The organism is Pseudoalteromonas sp. SR43-7, assembly GCF_014163785.1.
Taxonomy (GTDB): Bacteria; Pseudomonadota; Gammaproteobacteria; order Enterobacterales; family Alteromonadaceae; genus Pseudoalteromonas; species Pseudoalteromonas distincta.
Map to the genome: position 1 here is coordinate 89,057 of NZ_JACJDY010000007.1, position 25,031 is coordinate 114,087.

At 39.3% G+C, this 25,031-nt stretch carries 21 protein-coding genes; 8 read left to right on the forward strand and 13 right to left on the reverse strand.

The genetic code is table 11. The features are described from left to right. Positions 1-86: 86 nt before the first annotated feature. From H5087_RS07425 to H5087_RS07440, 4 genes are all read left to right on the forward strand, one after another. The gene (locus tag H5087_RS07425) at positions 87-899 is read left to right on the forward strand and encodes a DUF3025 domain-containing protein (RefSeq protein WP_154903068.1); all 813 of its coding nucleotides are present in this window, start codon (positions 87-89) and stop codon (positions 897-899) included. Beyond that, positions 896-1,684, forward strand: coding sequence for an ATP-binding cassette domain-containing protein (locus H5087_RS07430; RefSeq protein ID WP_182671608.1), 789 nt, complete (start codon positions 896-898; stop codon positions 1,682-1,684). The genes H5087_RS07425 and H5087_RS07430 overlap by 4 nt, the downstream gene beginning before the upstream one ends. Further along, positions 1,677-2,885: an ABC transporter permease gene (locus tag H5087_RS07435; protein WP_182671654.1), complete on the forward strand. Its 1,209-nt coding sequence runs from the start codon at positions 1,677-1,679 to the stop codon at positions 2,883-2,885. Before H5087_RS07430 ends, H5087_RS07435 begins: the two co-directional genes overlap by 8 nt. Before the next feature lie 326 nt (positions 2,886-3,211). Next, on the forward strand, positions 3,212-6,223 hold the full coding sequence (locus H5087_RS07440; RefSeq protein WP_404936094.1) for an ATP-binding protein: 3,012 nt from the start codon (positions 3,212-3,214) through the stop codon (positions 6,221-6,223). A 19-nt stretch (positions 6,224-6,242) separates the two neighbouring features. On the opposite strand, the gene H5087_RS07445 is transcribed toward H5087_RS07440, so the two are convergent. The 6 genes from H5087_RS07445 to H5087_RS07470 form a co-directional block, all read right to left on the reverse strand. After that, on the reverse strand, positions 6,243-7,088 hold the full coding sequence (locus H5087_RS07445) for a UDP-2,3-diacylglucosamine diphosphatase (RefSeq protein WP_182671610.1): 846 nt from the start codon (positions 7,086-7,088) through the stop codon (positions 6,243-6,245). A 234-nt stretch (positions 7,089-7,322) separates the two neighbouring features. Continuing rightward, entirely contained in the window at positions 7,323-9,047 is a 1,725-nt protein-coding gene (locus H5087_RS07450) for a proline--tRNA ligase (protein ID WP_182671611.1), read from the reverse strand. An 89-nt stretch (positions 9,048-9,136) separates the two neighbouring features. Then, positions 9,137-9,841: a tRNA (N6-threonylcarbamoyladenosine(37)-N6)-methyltransferase TrmO gene (gene tsaA, locus H5087_RS07455; RefSeq protein WP_002961223.1), complete on the reverse strand. Its 705-nt coding sequence runs from the start codon at positions 9,839-9,841 to the stop codon at positions 9,137-9,139. 279 nt (positions 9,842-10,120) lie between these two features. Then, positions 10,121-10,690 carry an outer membrane beta-barrel protein gene (locus tag H5087_RS07460; protein ID WP_002961225.1) on the reverse strand — a complete coding sequence of 190 codons (570 nt, stop codon included), beginning with the start codon at positions 10,688-10,690 and terminating at the stop codon, positions 10,121-10,123. A 259-nt stretch (positions 10,691-10,949) separates the two neighbouring features. Beyond that, positions 10,950-11,414: an acyl-CoA thioesterase gene (locus tag H5087_RS07465; RefSeq protein ID WP_002961226.1), complete on the reverse strand. Its 465-nt coding sequence runs from the start codon at positions 11,412-11,414 to the stop codon at positions 10,950-10,952. Positions 11,415-11,546: 132 nt separating this feature from the next. Further along, entirely contained in the window at positions 11,547-13,193 is a 1,647-nt protein-coding gene (locus tag H5087_RS07470) for an electron transfer flavoprotein-ubiquinone oxidoreductase (protein WP_182671612.1), read from the reverse strand. A 221-nt stretch (positions 13,194-13,414) separates the two neighbouring features. Between H5087_RS07470 and H5087_RS07475 the strand changes: the two genes are divergently transcribed. Then, a complete protein-coding gene (locus tag H5087_RS07475; protein WP_182671613.1) occupies positions 13,415-14,164 on the forward strand; it encodes an electron transfer flavoprotein subunit beta/FixA family protein in 750 nt (249 codons plus the stop codon). Next, positions 14,165-15,091 carry an electron transfer flavoprotein subunit alpha/FixB family protein gene (locus H5087_RS07480; protein WP_182671614.1) on the forward strand — a complete coding sequence of 309 codons (927 nt, stop codon included), beginning with the start codon at positions 14,165-14,167 and terminating at the stop codon, positions 15,089-15,091. Positions 15,092-15,230: 139 nt separating this feature from the next. Here H5087_RS07480 and asnS read toward each other — a convergent pair whose 3' ends face one another. After that, a complete protein-coding gene (gene asnS / locus H5087_RS07485) occupies positions 15,231-16,628 on the reverse strand; it encodes an asparagine--tRNA ligase (protein WP_002961230.1) in 1,398 nt (465 codons plus the stop codon). A 297-nt stretch (positions 16,629-16,925) separates the two neighbouring features. Here asnS and H5087_RS07490 point away from each other — a divergent pair, with 297 nt between their 5' ends. After that, positions 16,926-17,360 (forward strand): ATP-binding protein, encoded by a 435-nt coding sequence (locus H5087_RS07490; protein WP_002961231.1) that lies wholly within the window; start codon positions 16,926-16,928, stop codon positions 17,358-17,360. Between the two features lie 4 nt (positions 17,361-17,364). On the opposite strand, the gene H5087_RS07495 is transcribed toward H5087_RS07490, so the two are convergent. From H5087_RS07495 to bioA, 6 genes are all read right to left on the reverse strand, one after another. After that, complete coding sequence (locus H5087_RS07495) at positions 17,365-17,994, reverse strand: Vat family streptogramin A O-acetyltransferase (RefSeq protein WP_182671615.1); 630 nt, start codon at positions 17,992-17,994, stop codon at positions 17,365-17,367. A 35-nt stretch (positions 17,995-18,029) separates the two neighbouring features. Beyond that, entirely contained in the window at positions 18,030-19,046 is a 1,017-nt protein-coding gene (locus H5087_RS07500; RefSeq protein ID WP_182671616.1) for an ABC transporter ATP-binding protein, read from the reverse strand. Between the two features lie 14 nt (positions 19,047-19,060). Beyond that, entirely contained in the window at positions 19,061-20,560 is a 1,500-nt protein-coding gene (locus H5087_RS07505) for an iron ABC transporter permease (protein WP_182671617.1), read from the reverse strand. Beyond that, positions 20,560-21,600: an extracellular solute-binding protein gene (locus tag H5087_RS07510; protein WP_096793161.1), complete on the reverse strand. Its 1,041-nt coding sequence runs from the start codon at positions 21,598-21,600 to the stop codon at positions 20,560-20,562. The genes H5087_RS07505 and H5087_RS07510 overlap by 1 nt, the downstream gene beginning before the upstream one ends. Next, positions 21,601-22,413: a hypothetical protein gene (locus H5087_RS07515; RefSeq protein WP_154903076.1), complete on the reverse strand. Its 813-nt coding sequence runs from the start codon at positions 22,411-22,413 to the stop codon at positions 21,601-21,603. It abuts the gene before it with no gap. Positions 22,414-22,583: 170 nt separating this feature from the next. After that, on the reverse strand, positions 22,584-23,885 hold the full coding sequence (gene bioA / locus H5087_RS07520; RefSeq protein WP_182671618.1) for an adenosylmethionine--8-amino-7-oxononanoate transaminase: 1,302 nt from the start codon (positions 23,883-23,885) through the stop codon (positions 22,584-22,586). A gap of 93 nt (positions 23,886-23,978) precedes the next feature. Here bioA and bioB point away from each other — a divergent pair, with 93 nt between their 5' ends. Beyond that, a complete protein-coding gene (bioB, locus tag H5087_RS07525; RefSeq protein WP_182671619.1) occupies positions 23,979-25,019 on the forward strand; it encodes a biotin synthase BioB in 1,041 nt (346 codons plus the stop codon). The last annotated feature ends 12 nt before the right edge of the window (positions 25,020-25,031 follow it).

The following is a 25,031-nucleotide window of genomic DNA, read 5'->3' on the forward strand; positions in this document are numbered from 1 at the left end:
GATTAGTATATTAACTTCTATTAAGCAGAACCAGTTTTTGCGGTAAACTTCTCGTAAATTATAGGCATAAATTGTTAAAGGTTTAAATGAAGCGTTTTACTCCCCCCGAGCAGTGGCAAATCAGTAGTTTAGAAACAGGTGCATTTGCGCATTTACGTGAGCTATTTAAAGTTAACGAACTAACAGATTGGCCGGCGCCGCAGTGGTTTTCTCCATTTTTAACTGCTATTAATGAGAATAATATTCCTATTACTTTTGAAGATGATGCAAAGGTAGACTTTGGCGATCGGTATTACGAGCAAGTAATTTTTGAAACGGGTGTTGTACCTACACGCAGTGAAAATTGGCATGACTTATTTGGTGGGTTTATATGGTGTTTATTTCCAAAAACCAAAGCGTTAATAAACCATAGACATGTGCAAGATATTGCTGAGCATGGACTGCAACAGCGTACTAAGCATCGTAATGCACTAACGCTTTTTGATGAGTGTGGTGTTGTATTAGCTATAAGTGAGAGTAAATGGCAGCGGTGGCTTTGCGAACACCAATGGAAAACTGCATTCGTTGAACACAAACATGAGTGGGGTAAAACAATAAAACCTTTTATGTTTGGTCATGCTAATTATGAAATGCTAACAAAGCCTTATATAGGTTTGACGGGTAAAGCGTTATTCGTTTGTGTACCTAATGAAATATTTTGTAAAGATTTAGTAACTCAATACCAGTACCTTGACCAAGCCCTTTATGAGATGATTAATACAGATAACTGCTTAGCCGATAACAAAAAGCTTTCACCACTGCCTTTATTAGGTGTTCCAGGCTGGCATGACGAAAACAAAGACGACTCTTTTTACAACAATACAGATTATTTTAGAGCGAAACGAAGGATGCGAACATGATAGAAGTTGCTGGGCTTAAAAAGAAATTTAAGCTAACTAAAGATCACAAAAAAAATAAAATAGACGACATCGATCCTCGTGAAGATAAAGACTACTTTCACTCAGTACGAGACGTTAGTTTTAGTTGCGCTAAAGGTGAGGTACTTGGATTGCTCGGCCCAAATGGTGCGGGAAAAACGACGACATTGAGAATGATTTCAACTGCGTTGAAGCCCGATGAAGGCTCAATAACGATTGCTGGAAACGATATTGTAAAAAAACCGCTACTAGGGCGTAAGTCTATTGGGTTTTTATCAGGCTCTACGGGTTTGTATGGCCGCTTAACTGTAAAAGAAAACATAGAGTATTTTGCAAAGCTTCATGGCATGAACAAAAGCGATATAGCATCGCGTTGTGATGAGCTATTTACATTGCTAGATATGCATAAATTTGTAGATAAACGGGCAGAAAACCTTTCAACAGGTATGAAGCAAAAAGCAAATATAGCGCGTGCAGTTGTTCATCGCCCAGCAGTTGTGGTACTTGATGAGCCAACAACGGGCCTTGATATAATGACAACACAAACAGTTATTAAATTTATCAAAGGTTTAAAGGCGCAAGGGACGCCTGTTATTTTCTCAACCCATCATCTAGATGAAGTTACACTTTTATGTGACCGTGTCGCTGTAATTAACGAAGGTATTAGCTGTTTTGACGGAACAGTAGAAGAGTTTAAACAAGCAGGCAATAGTGATGAGCTTAACCAAGCGTTTATGAATATATTAACGGAGAAACATGATGTTTGAGGTTTTTAAAAAGGAATTAAGAGAGTTATTACGCGATAAAAAAACGCTATTATTTGTAGTCGCGCTCCCTGTTGCTATATTTCCGTTATTGTTTGCCGTAATGGCATTTATAAGCTCGCAAGCTGCAATGGACGCTGAGCAAAAAGTAAATACTTACGCGATTATCAACGGTGAATACGCACAAGAATTTACTGACAAAGTGTTTTATCACAAAAGTTTTGAGCTTTATAAAGGGGATAAAACCTTTAACAATATTGATGAGCTTAAAGCTGGTGTAATCGCTGGCGATATTGATATGGGTATTTATTTACCAAGTCATGCTGTGCAAACATTGGACGATGGAAAACAAAGCCAGTGGCAGGTTGTTTTTAACGATTCAAAATCTATCAACTTTTTATTCGAACGCGTTAAAGAGCTCGCAAAAGAATACAGTGACGTGCTGCAAACTCAAAAGCTAATCAGTTTTGGTATTGAAGAGTCTGTTAAAAAATCTATTCTTAATCCAATTGAAGTCATAAAAGTAGATACCGCCGATAAACGTGAAAACCTTGGCGAAAAAATTGGCGGTTTTTTACCTTACCTACTTATTCCATTAGTATTGATGGGGGCAACTTATCCCGCTATTGATTTAGGCGCTGGCGAAAAAGAACGCGGCACACTAGAAACACTGCTACTTACACCTATTACGCGTACAGAGCTGGTGCTTGGTAAATTTATAACCTTGTTAACTACATCCATTGCCTCCACAACCATAACCGTCTTAAGTATGGGCTGTTGGATAGCATTGGCGCTCGCATTTGCCGATCTTGATTTTATTAAAGCCGCGTTTAGTACATTAGCAGTTACCGATTTACTAATGATATTTGTACTATTGTTACCTGTTGCAGCTATATTTTCGGCCTTAGCTCTGGCTATATCTATCTATGCTCGCACGTTTAAAGAAGCGCAAAATTATATGGCACCACTTAGTATGGGCGTATTTTTCCCGATTATTATTTCAATCATGCCAAATATGGAACTCACTGCTAAAACAGCATTCATTCCTGTTACAAACGTAGCATTAGCAATTAAAGAAATAGTAAAAGGGACTGTTGATTACACATTTGTAGGCTTAATATTTTTAGCCACTGCAATCATTGCTGCTGGACTATTGGCATTTTGTGTTAAGTGGTTTAACAGAGAAGATGTGCTATTTAGATAATTATATAGATTTAGCACTCTGAAGATATATAAAAGGTAGCATTGGCTACCTTTTATATTTTAAAGGAATGATTGGTTGAAACAACTATTTTATAATCTGTGTAAGTCGATATGGGTACTCTCATTCATTTATAATTCATATAGAGAGAGTGTTCTAAATAAAACTAATGATTTAGTCTTTTTATTATAAAAATTATAACGATAACTGATTAGTTTGAGGGTCCAATTCTCACTTTAATACTCTATACTAATAACAATAAAAATTTATGGTGATGGTAAATGTTAAAAAGAAATATTTTTTTGAATGTGACAAAAAATAATAAATTAATGCTCGTTGCAACAATAATATTTGTTCTTATAGCTTTACCATCTCTGTATTTGTTCGATCAAAAAGTAAGAAGTGATGTGTATAATTCAGCTCAAATAGAATTAAAGCGTGAACTTGAAACAAAGAGCTATTCATTAAAAAAACATCTTAAAGACAGTGTTACCGCCATTCGTTTTTTAGATGCTACACCACCAATACAAGGCATTACCCGCGCTAAAGAAAATAAACTAATTGATCCTGTTCTTGGTACGCCAATAGATGTTTGGCAAGAGCGCTTAGCAAGTATTTTTACTGGTTTTATGCAGACCGATGACAGTATTTTGCAAGCTCGCTATATTATGCTCGAAGATGGTGGGCAAGAGATTGTTAGAGTTGACCGAAATCAACTTGGAGAGATTAATCGACTGCAAGGTCTGCAATTACAAAAAAAAGGTCAACGCGATTACATAATCAAAGCAAGCATGCTTGATAAGAAAAGTGTTTATATTTCTCCAATTAACTACAACCGTGAAAATGGACAGATACAAGAACCTTATATAAGCACTTTTCGTGTTGCTAAGCCTGTTTTTGATGAAAATAATAAAATATTTGCAATATTAGTTACTAATTACTTTGCGGATAAATTACTTGAAGATTTAACAGTTGAATCTCCACAAGGGACGCAGATTTACCTTATGAATAATGAAGGTGAATTTTTATATCATCCAAACCCTCAACTTCGATTCCGTTTTGAATTTAATAAAACTAAAACATGGTCTGAAGAATTCTCCACTGCAACTACCATGACAGAGCAAGGCACTTTACCAATAAGTAATTATCCAGTGGCTTACACTTTAAAAAAACGAATTTCGTTTGAGGGTGATATAGCCATGCTACCTTTAGAGCTTGGTGTAAGTGTTGATACAAAAACATTGTTTGCAAAGGTGAATGAGAGACGTCAAAACTTTATTGCAATGTTAGTGGTATTTTTTAGCGTATTTTTAGTTATTGCTTTTTTATACCAACGTTTTATAAACCGCAAGCTGTTAATTAATTCTCTAAAAGAGCAAAACAATAAAGTAATAGAAAATTCTTTGGATGCTATTTTTACAATTGAGCAAAACGGCGAAATTGTTCACTTTAATAATACCGCTAAAGAGGTTTTTGGTAGTTCAATTTCAGGCACTAATCCTGATTTTGTCTCGCTGTTTAATTTAAACGACGCAGACACTAATTGTATACAAGAGACTATTACAAACGGTTCAAAAATGCCGTTTGAAGCTATCTACACAGATGGTTATGGCAACAAACAATACTTTTCTATCACGCTTAGTAGTATTTTTGACGTATATAATAACCGTTATCAGGTAGCGGCTATTTTAAGAAATATTAGCTCATTAAAAAATACGCAATCAGAGCTCGAAGCGTTAAACAGTACTCTGGAGCTAAAGGTTTCACAAAGGACCATTGAACTAAAACGTGCAATTGACCAAGCATTAGCAGCAAGCCAAGCAAAAAGTGACTTTGTAGCAAATATCTCTCACGAAATACGCACACCAATGAATGGCGTACTAGGGATGCTTGAAATGCTCAAAGAAGATGGCTTAACCGATCAACAATACCATTATTTAAAACTAGCAAATAGCAGTGCTAATTCATTGATGAATCTGATTAACGATATTCTTGATTTTTCTAAAATAGAAGCAGGTAAGCTTGATATTGATAACCATACATTTGATGTTGTTACAGTATGTAGCGATATGATTAGCTCTTTAGCGTTACAGGGCCAACGCAAAGGTCTTGAAGTATTTTTAGATACTAAAGATGTAGTAGATAGAATGGTTATTGGCGACAGCCATCGACTTAAACAAATTTTAATTAACTTAGTTAATAATGCGTTTAAATTTACCCACCGAGGTGAAGTAAGTTTAACTGTCGGCTCCAAGTACATTACTGACTCAAAGTTATTAATGAGCTTTACAATAAAAGATACCGGAATTGGTATAGCGACTGAAAACATAGACAAACTATTTGAAGTATTTACGCAAGAAGATTCAAGCACGACCCGCCACTTTGGTGGTACAGGCTTAGGTTTATCTATATGTAAAAAACTTGCTCAGTTAATGGGTGGTAATATTACGGTTATAAGCAAAAAGGGCGCGGGTAGTACCTTTACCGCAACGGTTGAGCTACACGTTGCACAAGAGAAAAAATTAAACACAGGTATAGAGCTTGCTACAAGTATTAACGTAGCGGCATTAATAGCGCGCGATAACGTTTATAAAAACGTATGCGACTTATTGTTATTAACCTGCAAAGTAAAAGCAGAAAACATTGTACGACTTGACTACTTTAGTGAGCACAAAGAGTTTGAAGCTGATTTATTATTAATTGATGATGAGCATCCTCAAATTGATCCGTTAATTGATTACTGTAAACAGTTTAATAAAAAGTATGTTTTAATTTTACGAGATATGGTTACAGATAAGCCAATCAAAACGGTATTACCTGAAGGCAGCCATATTTTAAATAAACCACTCACTCAAGATCAATTCAGCTATAAATTGGCCAGCTTATTTGGTGCTAGTAGTGACTGTATCATAGCGCCACCAAAAGGCTTGGAAGAGGAACAAGTAGAGCCTGACCTATCTGCGTATCATGTATTATTAGTTGACGATAATATGATAAACATTGAAGTAGCTAAGGCGATATTAAAGCGTACTAAAGTAAAAATCACTTGTGCGTCAGACGGTATAGAAGCCTTAGAAGCACTGAGAGAAAACGAAGAGCAAGCTTTTGATGTTATATTAATGGATTGCCAAATGCCCAATTTAAATGGCTACGATACCACAAGTGAAATTAGAAATAGTAAGGCAGGGGTAGATTATACTCACATACCGATTATCGCTATGACAGCGAGTGCGATGGAAGGTGATAGAGAGCGTTGTTTAGCTGCTGGAATGAACGACTACATTACTAAACCAATTAAACCACAAACTTTAAAAGACAAGCTAATTACTTGGTTAAGTTAATCGTTTTGAAAATCAGCTGCTAAGCAGCTGATTTTTTTGGTTTGGTATTTGTTGACGTATTTAAAGGCGTGTTAAGAATAGCTATGTCTGCGCTATCGAGTATAAATTGTGTATCTGACCAATGTAGTAATTCTATCTTTCCATCTTGCTGCTCTACAAGCGCAGTACAGCTCTCAATCCAATCACCATCGTTACAGTACATAATACCGTCATCCACTTTAATTTTGGGATGGTGAATGTGTCCACAAATAATACCGTCTACGTTTTGTTTTTTAGCTTCATGAACTGCGGCATCTTCAAAGGCACTAATCGCTTCTCGAGCTTTGTGTACCCGAGCTTTTACCCACGATGCAAGCGAGTAGTAGTTACCACCAAATATTTTACGTATACGATTGGTCCAGCGATTTAAAAATAATAAAAAGTCGTATCCTGCATCCCCCGCAATACTAACAAGTTTGTTATAACGAGTCGCTGAATCAAAGTCGTCGCCGTGTATAAGTAAAAACCGTTTATTAGCTTTAGTGGTGTGAATAAACTGCTGGTGGATTTCAACACCAAATAATGTTTGATTTATATAGTTTCTAAACGCTTCATCATGATTACCGGGAATATAAATGACACGTGTACCGCTAGCTGCTTTTGTCTGTATGCAGTTTAATACTTCATAATGAGAAGGGTGCCAATAAAACTGTCGCTTCATTGACCATAAGTCAATAATATCACCCACTAAATAAAGTGTGTCAGATTCTACCGAGTTTAAAAAATCAAGTAAGTAATCAGCTTTACAATCTTTGTAACCTAAATGAACATCAGATATCCAAATGGCTGGATAATGTTGTTTTTTACGCAGTTGATTGTTTGTCATGCCCGTCATCCATAGTGTAATAATTAAACACTGTAGATAAATCTAATGACACTTATGAGACACTTTAGCGAAGCCTCCATGACAATTTATACCAAGGCACGTAATTAAATGATTTCTACAAAGCTAGGAAAGGTGAGTCATTGAGCAGCTATTATTACGCATTGCTATTAATCGAGCATAAAAAAGGCCGCATTTTAAATGCGGCCTTTTAGTCTATTTTGAGCGTGCGTGTTATTAACCTTTAACAGCCGCTTTAATTGCATCAATTGCAGTGTCAATATCAATCATTAGCTTTTCACCGGTGCGGCGGTTTTTAAGCTCAACTTTATTCTCGTCAAGGTTACGCTCACCAATCACCAGCGTGAATGGTACACCAATTAGTTCCATGTCATTAAACATAACACCAGGGCGCTCTTTACGGTCATCAAATAACACATCAAGACCTGCATCTTTTAAACCTTGGTAAAGGTTATTTGCAATATCAGGAATACGATGCGATTTGTGCATGTTCATTGGAACGATCGCTAAATCGAATGGCGCGATTGATTGTGGCCAAATGATCCCGTATTGATCGTTGTTTTGCTCAATAGCAGCAGCAACAATACGTGAAACACCAATACCGTAACAACCCATGGTCATGGTTTGGTTTTTACCACCTTCGTTTAATACTCCCGCTTTCATTGCTTCTGAGTATTTAGTGCCAAGTTGGAATATATGACCTACTTCAATACCGCGTTTTATTTGTAAAACGCCTTGGCCACATGGGCTCATATCGCCTTCAACAATATTACGAATATCAGCAACTTCGTAATCAGTTACGTCACGATCCCAGTTAATACCGCTGTAGTGCTCGTCGTCTTTATTAGCACCGGCAACAAAATCAGCAAGGATATTAGCGGCTCTATCCACAATAATAGGCATAGATAAGCCCACAGGGCCTAATGAGCCAGGTTTTGCACCAATAGCAGCAATAATATCTGCCTCTGTTGCCATTTCAAGCGGAGAGTCTACTAATGGGTGCTTTTCAGCTTTTAATTCATTTAAATCATGATCGCCACGAAGTACAAGCGCCACTAAACCACGTGCATCGTTTTCATCAGGTGCACCGTAAACAATTAAGGTTTTAACACCGCGATGAGGTTTTACACCGTAGTGCTTTTTAAGCTCATTAATTGTTTTAGCGTCAGGAGTAGGGAATGCTTTTAACTCTTTACTTGCTTCTGGGCGTGGATCGTTTGGCGCTAGTGCTTCTGCTTTTTCAATATTAGCTGCGTAATCACTGCCATCACTAAATGCAATTGCATCTTCGCCCGACTCAGCAAGTACATGAAACTCGTGTGATAAGCTACCACCAATAGACCCAGTATCAGCAAGTACAGGGCGGTAATCAAGGCCTAAACGCTCAAAAATGTTACAGTATGCTTTGTGCATCGCTTGATAAGTCGCATCTAAACACTCTTCACTTAAGTGAAAAGAGTAGGCATCTTTCATTGTAAATTCACGAGCACGCATCACACCAAAGCGAGGGCGACGTTCGTCGCGTACTTTAGTTTGTACTTGATATAAAGTAACTGGTAACTGCTTGTAGCTGCTTATTTCTTTACGTACGAAATCAGTTATTACTTCTTCGTGTGTTGGACCAAGTGCAAACGTACGGTTATGACGGTCTGTGAAGCGCATAAGCTCAGGACCAAATTCATTCCAACGGCCAGACTCTTCCCACAAATCAGCGGGTTGAATTACAGGCATTAGCATTTCAATAGCACCTGCTTTGTCCATCTCTTCACGTACAATGTTTTCTACTTTACGTAGCACACGTAAACCAGAGGGTAACCAAGTGTATAAACCCGAAGCGACGCGACGGATCATACCGGCTCTAAGCATTAACTGATGCGATACGATTTCAGCATCTGATGGCGTTTCTTTAAGTGTTGCGAGTATATATTGGCTTGTACGCATGTTTTTTCCGAAATAGAGTAATTATGTTCTTTTAATAGAGCTTAAGTTTAACAGCGGATGCTTTTACACTAAAGCGCTAAGTGAGTTATTTAGTTTTTTTCTATGTTTGTTACTACGTTATGCTCGCCATTGACTTGCCAGCGAATATTATAATTGTACAAAGTCATACCATAGCTTTGCTCGCCGTCTTTTTGTTTTTTATAGGCAGGGCGGGGATCTTGTTTTAAAACATTAGCTATAAAATCATGTAAATCTGGGTATTGTGTTTGCGCATTAACAAACTCAATTGCCTGAGGGCTAAATTCAACCGTCATTTGTGTTTCAGGGCGCGTGTCAGCAAAGCCAGCACTGGCGTCAAGCATTGCATCTGAATAGGGTAAGTACGGTTTAATATCGATAATGGGTGTGCCATCAAGTAAATCAATGCCAGCGAGTAATAAGCTAAGTTGTCCATTTTTATATTCAATACCTTCAAGTTTTACGGCGCTCATTCCAATTGCGTTTGGTCTGAATGTAGCACGGGTAGCAAATACACCTTTTCGCTCATTCCCACCTAAACGAGGTGGGCGCACCATGGCAGAATAACCTTTATCGGCCGTTTCATGAAAACGAAATAACAACCAAATATGAGTAAATTCATCTAAACCACGTACAAACTCTTCGCGATTAAAATCAGGTGCAAAAATAAGTTTTGCCTTGGCTTGTGGCACTAAACGAGGCTGCCTAGGTATAGCAAACTTTTGTTTATAAGGAGATTCAATGTGGCCAATAGCCGAAATGGTATAATCGCTCATAGTACTCGGGTACAAATAAAATAGAGCGCTATTCTACCTGCATTTAGTAATTATGGCATTAGTGTAAGTAAGTTTATTGCGTATACCAATTTTATTAAAAATATGATTATTCAAGCGCATTAAATAGCGCACTTACTTCGTTAAAAATTATTCATATAGACCATCTGGTTTAAAAATACTTATTAGACCGAGTGGTTTATATTAATGTATTTAAAAAGGACCTAAAACAAAAAAGGGCAAGCTAATAAGCTTACCCTTTTCAAGCATGTTAAAGATTAATTAAAACATGTATTGAACTGATACAGACGCTACATCCATGTCTGGATCAATATCGTCATCAAGTTTGTAGCGTTCGTACTCTAAACGAAATTGTACATTTGTTGTAAGTGCGTATTCAATACCCGCACCGTAAAATGCATCACCACCATCTGTAGACGCTGTTACGCCACCTACTGGTAAATCTTGTGTGTAATCTGCATCCCACTCAAGCCAACCGCCTTTTGCATATACAGAAAAGCTCTCTGTTATTGGGTAGCCCAAACGTGCGGCAAGCGATACGCCATCAATTTCAGCTTTGCTGTCTATATCACTTACTTCATCAAAGTTTTGATAAGCAAGTTCTAAGCTTAGGTATTCGTTAAACTGAGTACCAATATAGCCTTTAAGCATTTGTGCATCGTCGTCAAAGTCAGTGTCGTTGTCACTGTCTTCAAATTCAAAAGAATATTGACCGTAACCGATACCAGTATAAATACGTGGAGAATCGAAATCAGAAATGTCAGCGTGTGCTGCAGAGTTAAAACCCAGTGTTGCTAGTGCGATAGCTGAAAGAGAAAGTGTTTTAATCATTGAATAGCTCCTTTACAAAAAATAATCAAATGCTTGATTTCATTAATCAAACTTCAATTATCTAATTGCAGCGAGCGTGCCAATATTAAAATGGATTAAAAACACGCCATAATTAGTTCTTTTGTATTGGTTTTTACATTATTTAGCGTGTTTTATAATCAAAGTGAACTTTTGTGTAATCGTGTACTCTAAAATAAGTTGTATGTTTTACAAAGTATAGTGAGTTTTTTACATAGGCTTACTTTATTTAAATTACTAATTAGACTTCGTGAAGCAAGTTTTCTGTTTCAATTGCTATTTCTTTCATTTTTATAGCGTAATTTTCTAATTTAATGTCTTCATCGGTCACTGCTTTAAACGAAGGCACTTCTATTGGGTAGCCCGTTTCATCCATTGCAATAAAGCTGATAACACAATGGTTTGTTTCAACCATATTTTGCGTTTTTGGATCGCCACACCTAACTTGAATAAATATTTGCATGCTACTTCTACCCGTATGGGCAATTTTAGCTTCTACTTCGACTATTTGACCCACTAAAATAGGGCGTCTAAATTTAACACCCGCAACCGAAACAGTTACGCAGTAATGACCACTCCAACCTGCAGCGCACGCATAACCTGCTTGGTCAATCCACTTCATGACGGCCCCACCATGAACTTTACCACCAAAATTCACATCAGTAGGCTCTGCTAAAAAACGAAAAATAACTTTTGACGACGGCATAAATAACACTCTTATTATTAAAACTACTATTAGCATAACGTAAAAAAGGGGCCGAAGCCCCTGCAATTTAGGATATGTTTATAATTTATATGTAAAAAACGTAGTTATATAGCTATACAGCGCATAATTTAGTTACATATTAGGATAATTTGGCCCACCTGCACCTTCAGGTGTTACCCATGTAATGTTTTGGCTTGGGTCTTTAATATCGCAGGTTTTACAGTGCACACAGTTTTGGGCATTTATAACAAACTCTTTATTGCCTGCAATTTCTTGTACTTCGTAAACGCCTGCAGGGCAATAACGTTGTGCGGGTTCATCAAATTTAACTAAATTTACGTTAATAGGAATTGACGCATCTTTAAGCTTTAAATGACAGGGCTGTGACTCTTCGTGGTTAGTATTTGATAAAAACACACTTGAGAGTTTATCAAAGCTAAGGTGTCCATCTGGTTTTGGGTATGCAATTTTGTCAGCTGCGTTAGCATCAACAAGGGTAGAGTGATCGGGTGTATTATCTTTAAACGTAAAGGGTAAACCACCATTAAAAATGTTTTGATCAAGCGTGTTATACGCACCACCTAAAAATTTACCGAGTTTGTGCATAGCAGGGCCAAAGTTACGAGATTGATATAACTCTTTATATGCCCATGATTGCTCAAACGCAGTTTGATAATGAGTTAAATTGGTATTTGCTAACTCATTTTGCAATGCTTCAAAAATAACCTCTGCGGCAATCATTCCTGATTTCATTGCAGTGTGATTACCTTTAATTTTTGCAAAATTAAGAGTGCCTGCATCACACCCAACAAGTAAACCACCAGCAAAATGCATTTTTGGTAATGAATGCAAGCCACCTTTAGCAATAGCACGCGCACCGTAAGCAATACGTTCAGCGCCTTCAAGTACGTTTTCAAATACAGGATGGTGCTTCATTCGCTGAAACTCATCAAACGGGCTCAAATGTGGGTTTGAGTAATTTAAATCAACAATTAAACCAACAACAACTTGATTGTTTTCACTGTGATACATAAATGCACCACCATTAGTATCGCCGCTAAGTGGCCAACCTGTACCATGAACTACCTTGCCAAGCTCATGTTTACTTTCATCTATTTGCCAGATTTCTTTAAAGCCTAAACCATAATGCTGCGGTGATGAATCTGCATCAAGTACAAACTCATTGATTAGTTGTTTACCTAAATGACCTCGGCAACCTTCGGCAAAAATAGTGTATTTTGCACGAAGCTCCATGCCTGGCATGTAACCGTCTTTTTCATTACCATCTTTGTCTACACCCATATCGCCAGTAATAATGCCTTTTACTGCTTCATCTTCAATTATTAAAGAGTGTGCGCTAAATCCTGGAAATATCTCTACGCCTAAGCTTTCAGCTTGCTCTGCAAGCCATCGACATACATTGCCCATAGATACAATGTAGTTACCATCATTATGAAATGTTTTTGGTGTAGCAAAGTGGGGGATTGATGTCGCTTTTTGCTCATTGTTAAACCAATAAATTTCATCGTTAGTTACTTTGGTTGTAACCGGTGCGCCAAGCTCTTGCCAATTAGGTAGTAGTTCATCCAAAGCTTTGGTTTCAAAAACAGCACCAGAGAGTACATGTGCTCCTACTTCAGAACCTTTTTCGACTACGCAAATCATGCACTCTTGTTGTTTTTCTTGTGCTAATTGCGCGAGTTTAATTGCACTTGAAAGCCCAGCAGGGCCTGCACCAACAATTACTGCATCAAATTCCATGGTTTCACGTTCTACCATAATAACCTCTTTATCTATGACGGACTTATTTGAATGTTTACTACGCATTTAAATAAGGTGTACAGCCTATTTATAACCTTGCAAATTAAACGTTACAGACTGTGAATAGTTAAAGGTTATTTTAGGTTGACGTTTACGTCAACAGGAAGTAGTCTAATTTCATAAAATAAATAGGTTGACGTGCACGTTACCTTGTAGGTTTAAATAATTATGGAGTTCCTATGAAAGTTCTCGTACCAATAAAAAGAGTGATTGATTACAACGTAAAAGCACGCGTTAAAAGTGATAACAGCGACGTTGATTTAAACAACGTTAAAATGGCAATGAACCCGTTTTGTGAGATTGCTATAGAAGAAGCAATTCGCCTTAAAGAAGCCGGTACCGCCACTGATGTGGTTGCTGTAACTATTGGTGCAAAAGCATCGCAAGAGCAATTACGCACAGCATTAGCATTGGGTGCTGACAAAGCCATTCACATCGAAACCGATGAAAAGCTCGAGTCACTTCATATTGCAAAACTACTCGCTAAAATTGTAGAGCAAGAAACGCCTGAACTTGTCATTTTAGGTAAGCAGTCAATTGACTCAGATAATAATCAAACAGGTCAAATGCTTGCTGCATTAACTAATCGCGGGCAAGGTACATTTGCATCAAAAGTAGTTATTGAAAATGGCAAAGTAAACGTAACACGCGAAGTTGATGGCGGGCTGCAAACGGTAGCACTTAATTTACCGGCAGTTGTTACAACTGATTTACGCTTAAATGAGCCTCGCTATGCATCACTGCCAAATATTATGAAAGCCAAACGTAAGCCGCTTGAAGTAATAGCAGCAGATTCGCTTGGTGTTGATTTAACACCGCGTATGCAATTAATAAGTGTAGAAGAGCCAGCTAAACGCACCGCAGGAATTATTGTAGAAGACGTAGCGCAGCTTGTAGAAAAATTAAAAACAGAGGCAAAGGTGATTTAAATGAAAACACTCGTAATTGCAGAGCACGACAACGGTGCCTTAAAACCAGAAACCTCAAAAACTATTAACGCCGCAGTAAAAATGGGTTTTCCTATTGATGTACTAATTGCAGGTAACAACTTAAGCACAATGAGCTCACAAGTGGCCAGCATTGATGGCGTAACTAATGTTTTAGTTGCTGATAATAGCGTTTATGAACATCAGTTAGCTGAGAGCATGAGCGATTTAGTTTTATCAATTAGCGACAACTACAGCCACATTGTTGCAAGTGCTACTACAACGGGCAAAAACTTTATGCCACGTGTTGCTGCGCTATTAGATGTTGCGCAAATTTCTGAAATTATCGCAGTAGTGGACGCCGATACATTTAAACGTCCAATTTATGCAGGTAATGCAATCGCCACGGTTAAATCACTCGACAGTAAAAAAGTAATTACCGTACGTGCCAGTAGCTTTGATTTACAAGGTGAGCAATCAGCTGTTGCTATAACAAGCATTGATACAGTATCAGATTCACAATTAAGCAGCTTTGTAAGTGTTGAGCAAACCGAATCAGAACGCCCTGAGCTTACAGCAGCTAGTGTGGTCATATCGGGTGGTCGCGGTATGCAAAACGGCGAAAACTTTGCATTACTTAATGGTATTGCCGATAAACTAGGTGCAGCTATTGGTGCATCGCGTGCAGCAGTTGATGCAGGCTTTGTACCTAACGACATGCAAGTAGGGCAAACAGGTAAAATTGTAGCACCTAACTTATATATTGCTGTAGGTATCAGCGGTGCTATTCAGCATTTAGCCGGTATGAAAGACTCAAAAGTAATCGTCGCGATAAATAAAGACCCAGACGCACCTATTTTTCAGGTAGCTGACTACGGTTTAGTGGCTGATTTGTTTGAAGTACTGCCACAGTTAGAGAGTGCTTTATAGTCTTTAAATAAACAAATTTATTCTGGTTGAAAGCCGTGGTGCTCTTTGAGTGCTGCGGCTTTTTTATTCGGTAGATTAAAGACACAAAAAAACCAGCCAATTGGCCGGTTTTTAGTATTTATAAACATCTTACTAAATATTAGTAAGTTGCGCTGCCTTTAGTACGAGGGAAGGCAATAACGTCACGTACGTTGCCCATACCTGTTACATAAGCAACTAAGCGTTCAAAGCCTAAACCAAAGCCTGAATGTGGCACGCTACCGTATTTACGTAAATCGCGGTACCAGCTGTAATCCTCTTTGTTTAAGCCCATTTCTTCTAGGCGTGCATCAAGCACATCAAGGCGTTCTTCACGTTGTGAACCACCAATGATCTCACCAATACCTGGTGCTACAACATCCATTGCGGCAACAGTTTTACCGTCTTCGTTTTGACGCATGTAGAATGCTTTAATGTCACGTGGGTAGTTTTTAATAACTACCGGTGCTTTAAAGTGCTCTTCAGCTAAGTAACGCTCGTGCTCAGACTGTAAGTCTACGCCCCATTCAACAGCGTACTCAAACTTTTTGCCACAGTTTTTAAGGATTTCTACAGCGTCTGTGTAGTCAACTTGTGCAAAGTCTTTATCTACAAATTCTTCTAAACGCGTAATTGCGGTTTTTTCTACACGTTGTGCAAAAAATTCCATATCATCACGGCGCTCTTCAAGTACGGCTTTAAACACATACTTAAGCATGTTTTCAGCAAGTTTTGCTATGTCTTCTAAATCAGCAAACGCTACTTCAGGTTCTACCATCCAAAATTCTGCAAGGTGGCGAGATGTATTTGAATTCTCTGCGCGGAATGTAGGGCCAAATGTATAAATTTTTGACATTGCAGACGCGTAAGTTTCGCCATTTAACTGACCAGATACAGTAAGGAATGCTTCTTTACCGAAGAAATCTTCGCTGTAATCAACATCGCCTTTATCTGTAAGTGGTAAGTTTTGCATATCTAGCGTTGATACACGGAACATCTCACCCGCGCCTTCACAGTCACTTGCCGTAATGATTGGCGTGCTGATCCAGTAAAAGCCTTGCTCGTGGTAAAAACGGTGAATAGCTTGTGCTAAACAGTTGCGTACACGAGTTACCGCGCCAATCATATTTGTACGAGGGCGAAGGTGAGCGTGCTCACGTAAGTACTCAATGCTGTGGCGCTTTGCCGACATTGGGTATGAATCTGGGTTTTCTACCCAACCTAACACAGTCACTGAGTTAGCTTGAATTTCGTAAGATTGACCTTGGCCAGCAGATTGAACTAAAACACCAGTAACCGACACAGAACAACCGGCTGTTAAGCTAGTAACTTCATCATAATTATTCAGTGAATTAGGAACTACCGCTTGAATAGGATCAAAACACGAACCGTCATGAACGGCTAAAAATGAAATTCCTGCTTTTGAATCGCGGCGAGTACGGATCCAGCCCTTAATTGTTACTTGGCTGTCTACCGCAACATTGCCTTTTAATAGCTCTGAAATCGCTAAATGGCTCATCTTCACTCCAATGATATAAGTTGCCTAACTATTTTATTTTAACTGTGCGCAACACTCGGGCATAAATTGCACATAAACGGTGCTGCACTTGAACCCTGTATCTTACCTAGTAAAGTTAAATAAAAAAACTATTGTGGGCAACTCTTTAAAAGTTTTTATGCATGCGGTTTATTTTTAAACAGTTTTTAGAGTTTAATTGCCACTATTATGATTTGTTGCTCTGAAATTTAATGATTTTGTGGCATTATTAACATCCAAACTAAATTAATATTTATTCACCCTTAAAAAATCGATGCTATGAAACAAGTTTTTATTTTACGAGGACTACCAGGAAGTGGTAAGTCTTACTACGCGCAAAGCCTTGCTGACGAATTAGGTGGAGCCGACGAAAGTCAGTATCTAATTTGCTCAACTGATGATTACTTTAATAATGAGCAGGGCGAATATCATTTTGATAAATTTAAGTTACCACAATTTCATAATTTAAATTTGGCGCGCTTTATAAATGCACTTGCTCAAGGCATTCCATTGGTGATTGTAGATAACACCAATATTAAAAAGTGGGAATTTATAGCTTACTCTCAAGCTGCCGTTGCTTTAGGTTATCAAGTAAAAGAAGTGATAGTGGGTGAAGTAAAAGACAAAGCTATGCAGCACCTATACGCTAAACGAAACTCACATAATGTGCCGCTAAAAACTATAAGTAAAATGGCCTACATGTTTGAGTGGTAATCACTTAGAGATTAGATAAGGCTTTTATATCGCATTGTGTAATGGCATCTAAATGAGCAGTGATTTTTTCATTGCTCCAATCCCACCAAGCTATATCTAGCAGCGTATTTATTGTTTTATCGTCAAATCTGGTTTTTATCACTTTAGCGGGATTTCCACCTACAACGCTATAAGCAGGTACATCGCAGGTAACAACTGATTTACTGGCAATAATAGCGCCGCTGCCAATTTTTACCCCGGGCATAATTGTAGCGTTATAACCAATCCAAACATCATGACCAATTTCTGTATTGCCTTTAAAGGGTAAATCATTTGATTTTGGTGCAAATTTTTCCCAGCCATTACCAAATATAAAAAATGGATAAGTAGAAAATCCAGAAGTTTGATGGTTAGCGCCATTCATTATAAAAGTAACGTCTTTAGCTATCGCACAAAACTTACCTATGATCAGACGATCCCCAATAAAATCGAAATGGTAAAGCACATTTTTTTCAAAATTCTCAGGGCCATCAGGATCGTCATAATATGTATAATCGCCTACTTCAATATTGATAGAAGTAATATAGTTTTTTAAAAAACCTACTTGAGGAAAACCTTCCATTGGTGAAGGATTATTGGGGTTTGGTCCGTTCATGGGGTTTCCTCTTAATTTTGAGTTAGGTATAGATATTAATCTATAGATTTATAAACCGCTAGTGGGTGCGATGTGCTTAGTGATACATGCACTTCGTCGCCTGGATTTACCACAACTTCATGGCTTACTCTGCTAGTTACAACCGTAGAACACGCAAGTTTTACAGCGCACAAGCGGCTGCCACCTTCAAAACGTACCCAAATTACTTCGCCGTTATTGCCAACACTGCTTTGTACAAGTAATACATCGTCTGGTCGAAGTAGTACATCAACGTCGCCACTTTCACAGTCAACGCCATGAGCGGGCGCATTACCAATTGAGGTAGTGGCTTGTCCTTGGTTAAATTGGCCGCTAATAAAGCTGGCTTCACCTAAAAAGCGTGCCACAAAGCGATTGTTTGGGGTACTAAAACAGCGCTCGGGTGTATCGATTTGCTGAATTTCGCCGCCTTTAAGCACACCAACGCGGTCGCCAACGGAGAGTGCTTCTTCTTGGTCGTGTGTTACCCAAATAGCGGGTACTCCAGCGGCTTTAAGTGCGTTTCTAATATCCCAACGAAGCATGTCTTTAAGGGCGGCATCTAAGTTTGAGAGCGGCTCATCAAGTAATACAAAGTCAGGTTGGTGGGCAAGGGTGCGCGCTAGTGCAACGCGCTGCTTTTGTCCGCCAGAAAGTGTTGCTGGTTTTTTGTCTCTAAAATCGCTCAGTCCAAGTAGGTTTATCCAATACTCAGCAGGGGCTGTATCTTTTAATCTAAAACAAATGTTTTGCTGTACGGTTAAGTGCGGAAATAAAGCAAAATCTTGAAACACCATACCTACACTGCGTTTTTCAGGAGGTAGTGTTAATTTGGGAGTAGCGCGCCATTTACCCGTGTTTATTTCGCCTTCGCTAATAGGTATAAGGCCAGCAAGGGCTTGTAAAATTGTACTTTTACCACAACCTGTTGGCCCTACAAGCATAAGGATTTCGTTTTCACCCAGCGAAAAGTTTAAATCGCTTACTACGCGGTTACTGCCATAATCTATAGACAACTGACTTACAGATAGCATTGTTTCTTAAATCCTTAATGTTCAAACTGGTTGCGTTTTTCGCCAGACATCATAATAGCTAACCCGCAGGCAGATATCACTACTAACAATAATCCAGGAATAGCGGCGCGACCAAAATAGCCCGCTTCGTATACACGCCATAAATAAGTAGAGAGGGTTTCAAACCCTGTTGGGCCAAGTAATAGCGTGGCTTCTAGTTCGCGCATTGACTCTAAAAACACCAGTGCTGCACCGGCAATAATACCGCGCATAGTTAAAGGTAGTGTTATGCGAGTAAATACTTCACGTGGGCTTGACCCTAATACGCGCGCAGACTTCACTAGGCTTGGATCTAAGTGTTCAGTGCTTGTTCTAACAGAGCCTACAGCAAGTGGTAAAAATCGCAGCATGTAAGCAATAATAAGCAATCCCAGTGTTTGATATAAAAACGGCAACTGCAAACCACCGTAAACAAGCGCTGTGCCCATTACTATACCCGGAATACCAAAACCAAAGTAAGTAACACGCTCCATTATACGACCCGCTTTTCCACTCAGTGCAGCATGTGCAACGGGGATAGCAACGATAACGGCTACAATTGCCGCAATACCCGATGCATACGTAGAGTTCCATGCAATATTAAAATCAAATGAGCTAAAACCATCGCGAGCTAACCAAAGCGAAAATATAGCCAAAGGCAAGCCAATAGCAAGCAGTAAAACAGGTGCAAACGTAACAAACATGGCACTTAATTGTACTTTACTTGGAAATAAAATTAACGGGCGCCCATGGCGCTCAGGTGCTGTTTTTATTTGTGATTCAACTAAAAGTAAAAAACCGACAATAACCATCAGTTGAAGTGAAAGCATGGCAGCTCGCCCTAACGCAAAGGCATTGTATTCAACATAAATTACGCGGGTAAAGGTATCTAAGCGCATCATTGCGGGCGTGCCAAAGTCTGATAACGTATAAAGCGCGACTAACAATGAGCCTGCTGCAATACCGTTAACTACGCGCGGTAATATAACTTTAAATATACTTTGCGTCATCGACATACCCAGCGTTCTTGCGGCATTAACCATGCTTGCGTCAAGGCTCAGTAGGGATGAGCGAGTTGTCATCATTACAAATGGGAAGGTATAAAGCGTCATTACAATGGCGGCGCCTGTTAGGCCATACATTGATGGTGTTTCTATTCCTGTTAAGGTATTTATTTCGCCACCGGGGCCAAAAGCAGCATAGAGGGTAAACGCGCCAATATAACTGGGAATTGCCAGTGGGGCTGCAAATACAACCAACCAGAGCTTTTTAAAAGGTAAATGCACATACGCGCTAATAAACGCCAGTGGCACACCAATTAAAATAGATCCGAGTACTGTTAAACCCATTAACGATAACGTGTTACCTAAAATTTGCAGATTGTGGGTGTCAAACACTGAGCTTGCATCGCTTGCAAGCACAATTAATACATAAACAGGGGTTAGCGCAACAAGCGCTGCAAGCAGCGCCATTGGATAAGAGGCAGGTATTTTCATTACAATACGCCGCTGCTTCGCATCAAATCTATAGTAGGGCGTAAATCAGCTAGCTGTGTTAAATCTACTTTAGGTGGAGAAATATTAGCAAGTGACGGTAAACCCTCAGGTTGGGTAATACCATTTACTAACGGAATTTCGTACGCTTCACTGGCTAAGTAACCCTGTACTTCTTTACTTAGTAAGTAACGCATAAAGTTAGTTGCAAGCGGATCGTCGTTAAGCGCTAATACACCCGATGCATTAACTAAACAGCCCGCATCATTTTGTGTAAATGCTAAATCTAGCTTGGCATCAGGCTTACCTGATTTTAAACGCAATGTGTAATAGTGATTAGCAAAACCAATATCAACTTCACCGCGTTCAACGCCCATAACAACACCTAGCTCGCCGGCGTATGTTTTAGCACGTTTTTGAATCTTTTTAAGCCACTTAGCGGTTTTGTCATCGCCTTCTAAGATTCGCATTGCGGTTACAAACGATTGAAAAGAAGCGTAGGCGGGCGCCCAGCCAATACTTAAATCGCTGTCGGCAATTTCCATAATACTTGTTGGAATTTGATCTTTTGTCAAACGCGACGTGTTATATGGCAATGTACGAATACGGCCAGTTACTGGTGCCCACTCTTTATATCTAAATTGTGGTTGTAACTGAGCAGATAAATCACCTGGGATAGGTTGTGCAAGGCCAGCATCGGTTACTAAACCAATTGCGCCTGAATCAACTGCCCAAAATAAATCAGCGCGGCGAACGCCTGCTTTAGCTTCTGCAACAATGGTATTTGCTAAAGCAGCAGTAGGACCTCGGCGTATACCGAGTTTAAAGTCTGGATTTTTTTTCTGGATTGCTTGTAATACGTTTTCATACAAACCACCTTCGCCTCGGCCTAAATAAAGCGTTAACTCGCCTTTAAGCTTTGGTAAATCGTCAACAGAAACAGGGTTTGCTATATCAGCGGCTAGCGCACGAGAAAGAGGCAGTGGCAATGAGCCAACCACCCCTAACGCGGCTAGGCCTTGAATAAAGGTCCTACGCTTCACTTAAAATACATCCTTACGTGCTTTTTCGGCTTTTTCTATTAAAACCTTAGCGCGGTCTAATTTTGTTTGCATATCACTGATCACATCGCGTACTTCGTCTACGCTTTTGCTGTTTGTAATGGCTTGTGGCAGTGTTACGTTAAAGTCTTTTTCCAGCACTTCAACTAGTTTTGCATCTTGTTCAATAAGAGTTCCTTCAACGCCTTCAAACAGGTGCAGATAAGTATCGTGAACAATTTCAGTTGCTTCGTCTCGTAAACGCTCAGCAAATTTAGCTACTACACGGTCTAATTTGTGCTTAATTTCATCAATTGTGGCACTTTGTGTCATTTGAGTTGTAGCGGTTGCTTTTACTGTGTCTAACAAGCCTTTTTGCTGGAATTTTGCAGCAAGCTTAACAGCCCCAAGGCCTTGCCACAAGGCTATGTTCATCGCTTTTTGCTGTTTACGAACTTCCTCAGCAGGCTCTTTATTATCAATGGCCATTTTTACGCCATAAAGACCCTGCCAAATAGAAGCGTATACTGGTACAAAGTTAGTTTCTATTGCGCTGTGAAACTTAACTGATTCCCAATATTCAATTAAATCATCAGTTTTTACAGATTTTGCGCCTTTAGTATCGTAGTCGCTTACCATGGTATCAACTTTGCCTACCATCCATTCTACTTCTTCTGCGTAACTTTTAAGGTTAGCTTGAAGATGATTAACATGCTCGCCAATAGGGCCGTTAGCTAATACTGGTTGAGCCATAAACGCCGAGGCTAGTAAAAGGCTTGCACCTAAAGTTTTGGCTGGTTTAAATAGTAATTTCATAGCAAAGAAGTCCAAAAGGTAATTGTAAATGATAGACATTATCATATAGCTAATGGTTAACGAGATCAATAACTACAAACTCGCTTAATAGATAAAAACACTAAATGTAGCGGTAGGTTACAGCAAATAGCGCTATAACCAGTATTAGGATTAGTTATTGAGACCGACTATTAAGCGTAATGCTTGCCCTTAATGGCATTATAAATGGCATCACACAGTGTTTTTATACTTGTGTCGTCACTTATATACGGTGGCATAAGGTAAATTAGTTTACCGAATGGGCGTATCCATACGCCTTGCTCTACAAAATAAGCCTGAATTTTAGCAACATCAACATTTCCCCCAGTGTCGCTTAGTTCAACAACGCCTATTGCACCTAAGGTACGCACATTGGCAACCGCATCTAGTTCACTGCATTTCTTAAGTTGTTGTAGCTGTGTGTTTATTTGCTTTATTCGATGTTGCCAGTTTTGCTCAAGTAACAAGTCAATACTTGCACAGGCCGCTGCACAGGCAAGCGGATTACCCATAAAAGTAGGGCCGTGCATTAAAACACCTGCTTCACCTTCGCTTATGCCAATGGCTATTTTATCACTTGTTATAGTGGCCGATAGCGTCATTGAGCCGCCGGTTAATGCTTTACCAATACACATTATATCGGGCTCTATATTGGCGTGCTCTACAGCAAATAATTTACCTGTACGGCCAAAGCCTGTGGCTATTTCGTCGCAAATTAGCAGTACATTATATTGGGTGCACAATTTACGAACGCAAGCTAAATAATCGGGGTGATAAAAGTTCATCCCACCTGCGTTTTGTACAATAGGCTCAATGATAAAGGCGGCTACTTGGCTGTGGTTTGCTTTAAAGTATTCTTCAAGCTCTTGGGCTTCGGTTTGGTTAAACTCGCTCCCAAATTTACTAACCGGTGCAGGCACAAATACGTGTTCAGGTAAAAAGCCGCTATACAAACTATGCATTGAGTTAACGGGGTCGCATACGCTCATGGCCGCAAAAGTGTCGCCATGGTAGCCCTTGTAAGGCGTCATTAATTTTTGTTTTGTTGTGATGCCTTGGCTTAACCAATACTGCAGCGCCATTTTAATTGCTACTTCAACACTTACTGATCCGCTGTCGGCTAAAAACACTTTAGTTAAACTAGGCGGCGTTATATTGACTATTTTTTTGCACAGCTCTACCGCACTGTTATGTGTAATACCGCCAAACATAATGTGGCTCATATTATTAATTTGCTCAATCATGGCGTTATTTATAACAGGGTGGTTATAGCCATGTATGGCGCTCCACCATGAGGCCATGCCATCGATTAATTGCTCGCCAGTTTCAAGATGAATAATGTTGTGATTTGCATGTGTAACGGGGTATACCGGAATTGGCTTAGTCATAGATGTATATGGATGCCAAATGTGCTCACGATCAAAATCAAGGTCAATCGTATTTTTTTTAATCATATGTAAACTTTAACTCGGTGGGGTTAGTTGACAATGGTACTTCAACTCGTAGACTAAGCCAATATCACCACTGAGAAAAAATAAGAGAGTATTATGGAACTTGCACCTGTTCGTCATGATTGGACCCACGCTGAAGTTAAAGCAGTATTTGAAATGCCATTTAACGATTTACTTTTTAAAGCCGCATCGGTTCACCGTGCTAACTTCAATCCAAATGAAGTGCAAATTTCTACGTTGTTATCAATTAAAACAGGCGCTTGCCCAGAAGATTGTAAGTATTGCCCGCAGTCGGGCCATTACCGAACAGATTTAGAACGCGAGCGCTTAATAGAAGTAGAAAAAGTAGTCGAGCAAGCACGCCTTGCAAAACAAAAAGGCGCGACGCGTTTTTGTATGGGCGCTGCATGGTCAGATCCAAAAAACAGAGACATGCCATACATTTCGCAAATGGTTAAAGAAGTAAAAGAGCTAGGGTTAGAAACCTGTATGACGCTAGGTAAACTCACAAACGAAAAAGCCCATGAACTTCGAGACGCAGGGCTTGATTACTACAATCACAACCTTGACACGTCACCTGAGTATTACGAGCAAATTATATCAACCCGTACTTTTCAAGATAGATTAAATACCATTGACCACGTACGCGATGCTGGTATGAAAGTATGCTCGGGCGGAATAGTAGGTATGGGCGAGCAAGCAAGCGACCGTTATGGGTTACTGATGCAGCTAGCTAATTTGCCACAACAGCCAGAAAGCGTGCCTATTAATATGTTAGTTAAAGTTAAAGGCACACCGCTTGAAAACGCAGACGATTTAGATCACTTTGAATTTATTCGTACCATAGCAACAGCGCGCATTATGATGCCACATAGCTATGTGCGTTTATCGGCAGGGCGAAACGCCATGAACGAGCAAATGCAATCGATGTGTTTTTTTGCAGGCGCTAACTCAATATTTTATGGCGATAAGCTACTTACCACCGAAAACCCAGATGCTGATGCCGATATGAACCTAATTAAAAAATTAGGTATGAACCCAGAAAAGCGTCACGACTATTCAGACGAAGCAGTAGAAGCCTCGCTTTCATCGCAAGTAGCCGACAAAGCAACCTCTGAATTGTTTTACGAAGCGTAGGCTTTTATATTT

Bases quoted from the DNA above. Each gene is read 5' to 3' on its own strand.
- H5087_RS07425 (WP_154903068.1), top strand. From the start codon at position 87: ATGAAGCGTTTTACTCCCCCCGAGCAGTGGCAAATCAGTAGTTTAGAA.
- H5087_RS07445 (WP_182671610.1), bottom strand. From the start codon at position 7,088: ATGACAAACAATCAACTGCGTAAAAAACAACATTATCCAGCCATTTGG.
- H5087_RS07515 (WP_154903076.1), bottom strand. From the start codon at position 22,413: ATGAAATTACTATTTAAACCAGCCAAAACTTTAGGTGCAAGCCTTTTA.
- bioB (WP_182671619.1), top strand. From the start codon at position 23,979: ATGGAACTTGCACCTGTTCGTCATGATTGGACCCACGCTGAAGTTAAA.
- H5087_RS07480 (WP_182671614.1), top strand. From the start codon at position 14,165: ATGAAAACACTCGTAATTGCAGAGCACGACAACGGTGCCTTAAAACCA.
- asnS (WP_002961230.1), bottom strand. From the start codon at position 16,628: ATGAGCCATTTAGCGATTTCAGAGCTATTAAAAGGCAATGTTGCGGTA.
- H5087_RS07440 (WP_404936094.1), top strand. From the start codon at position 3,212: ATGCTCGTTGCAACAATAATATTTGTTCTTATAGCTTTACCATCTCTG.
- H5087_RS07465 (WP_002961226.1), bottom strand. From the start codon at position 11,414: ATGCCGTCGTCAAAAGTTATTTTTCGTTTTTTAGCAGAGCCTACTGAT.
- H5087_RS07505 (WP_182671617.1), bottom strand. From the start codon at position 20,560: ATGAAAATACCTGCCTCTTATCCAATGGCGCTGCTTGCAGCGCTTGTT.
- H5087_RS07475 (WP_182671613.1), top strand. From the start codon at position 13,415: ATGAAAGTTCTCGTACCAATAAAAAGAGTGATTGATTACAACGTAAAA.
- H5087_RS07490 (WP_002961231.1), top strand. From the start codon at position 16,926: ATGAAACAAGTTTTTATTTTACGAGGACTACCAGGAAGTGGTAAGTCT.
- H5087_RS07470 (WP_182671612.1), bottom strand. From the start codon at position 13,193: ATGGTAGAACGTGAAACCATGGAATTTGATGCAGTAATTGTTGGTGCA.
- H5087_RS07430 (WP_182671608.1), top strand. From the start codon at position 896: ATGATAGAAGTTGCTGGGCTTAAAAAGAAATTTAAGCTAACTAAAGAT.
- bioA (WP_182671618.1), bottom strand. From the start codon at position 23,885: ATGATTAAAAAAAATACGATTGACCTTGATTTTGATCGTGAGCACATT.
- H5087_RS07450 (WP_182671611.1), bottom strand. From the start codon at position 9,047: ATGCGTACAAGCCAATATATACTCGCAACACTTAAAGAAACGCCATCA.
- tsaA (WP_002961223.1), bottom strand. From the start codon at position 9,841: ATGAGCGATTATACCATTTCGGCTATTGGCCACATTGAATCTCCTTAT.
- H5087_RS07500 (WP_182671616.1), bottom strand. From the start codon at position 19,046: ATGCTATCTGTAAGTCAGTTGTCTATAGATTATGGCAGTAACCGCGTA.
- H5087_RS07495 (WP_182671615.1), bottom strand. From the start codon at position 17,994: ATGAACGGACCAAACCCCAATAATCCTTCACCAATGGAAGGTTTTCCT.
- H5087_RS07435 (WP_182671654.1), top strand. From the start codon at position 1,677: ATGTTTGAGGTTTTTAAAAAGGAATTAAGAGAGTTATTACGCGATAAA.
- H5087_RS07460 (WP_002961225.1), bottom strand. From the start codon at position 10,690: ATGATTAAAACACTTTCTCTTTCAGCTATCGCACTAGCAACACTGGGT.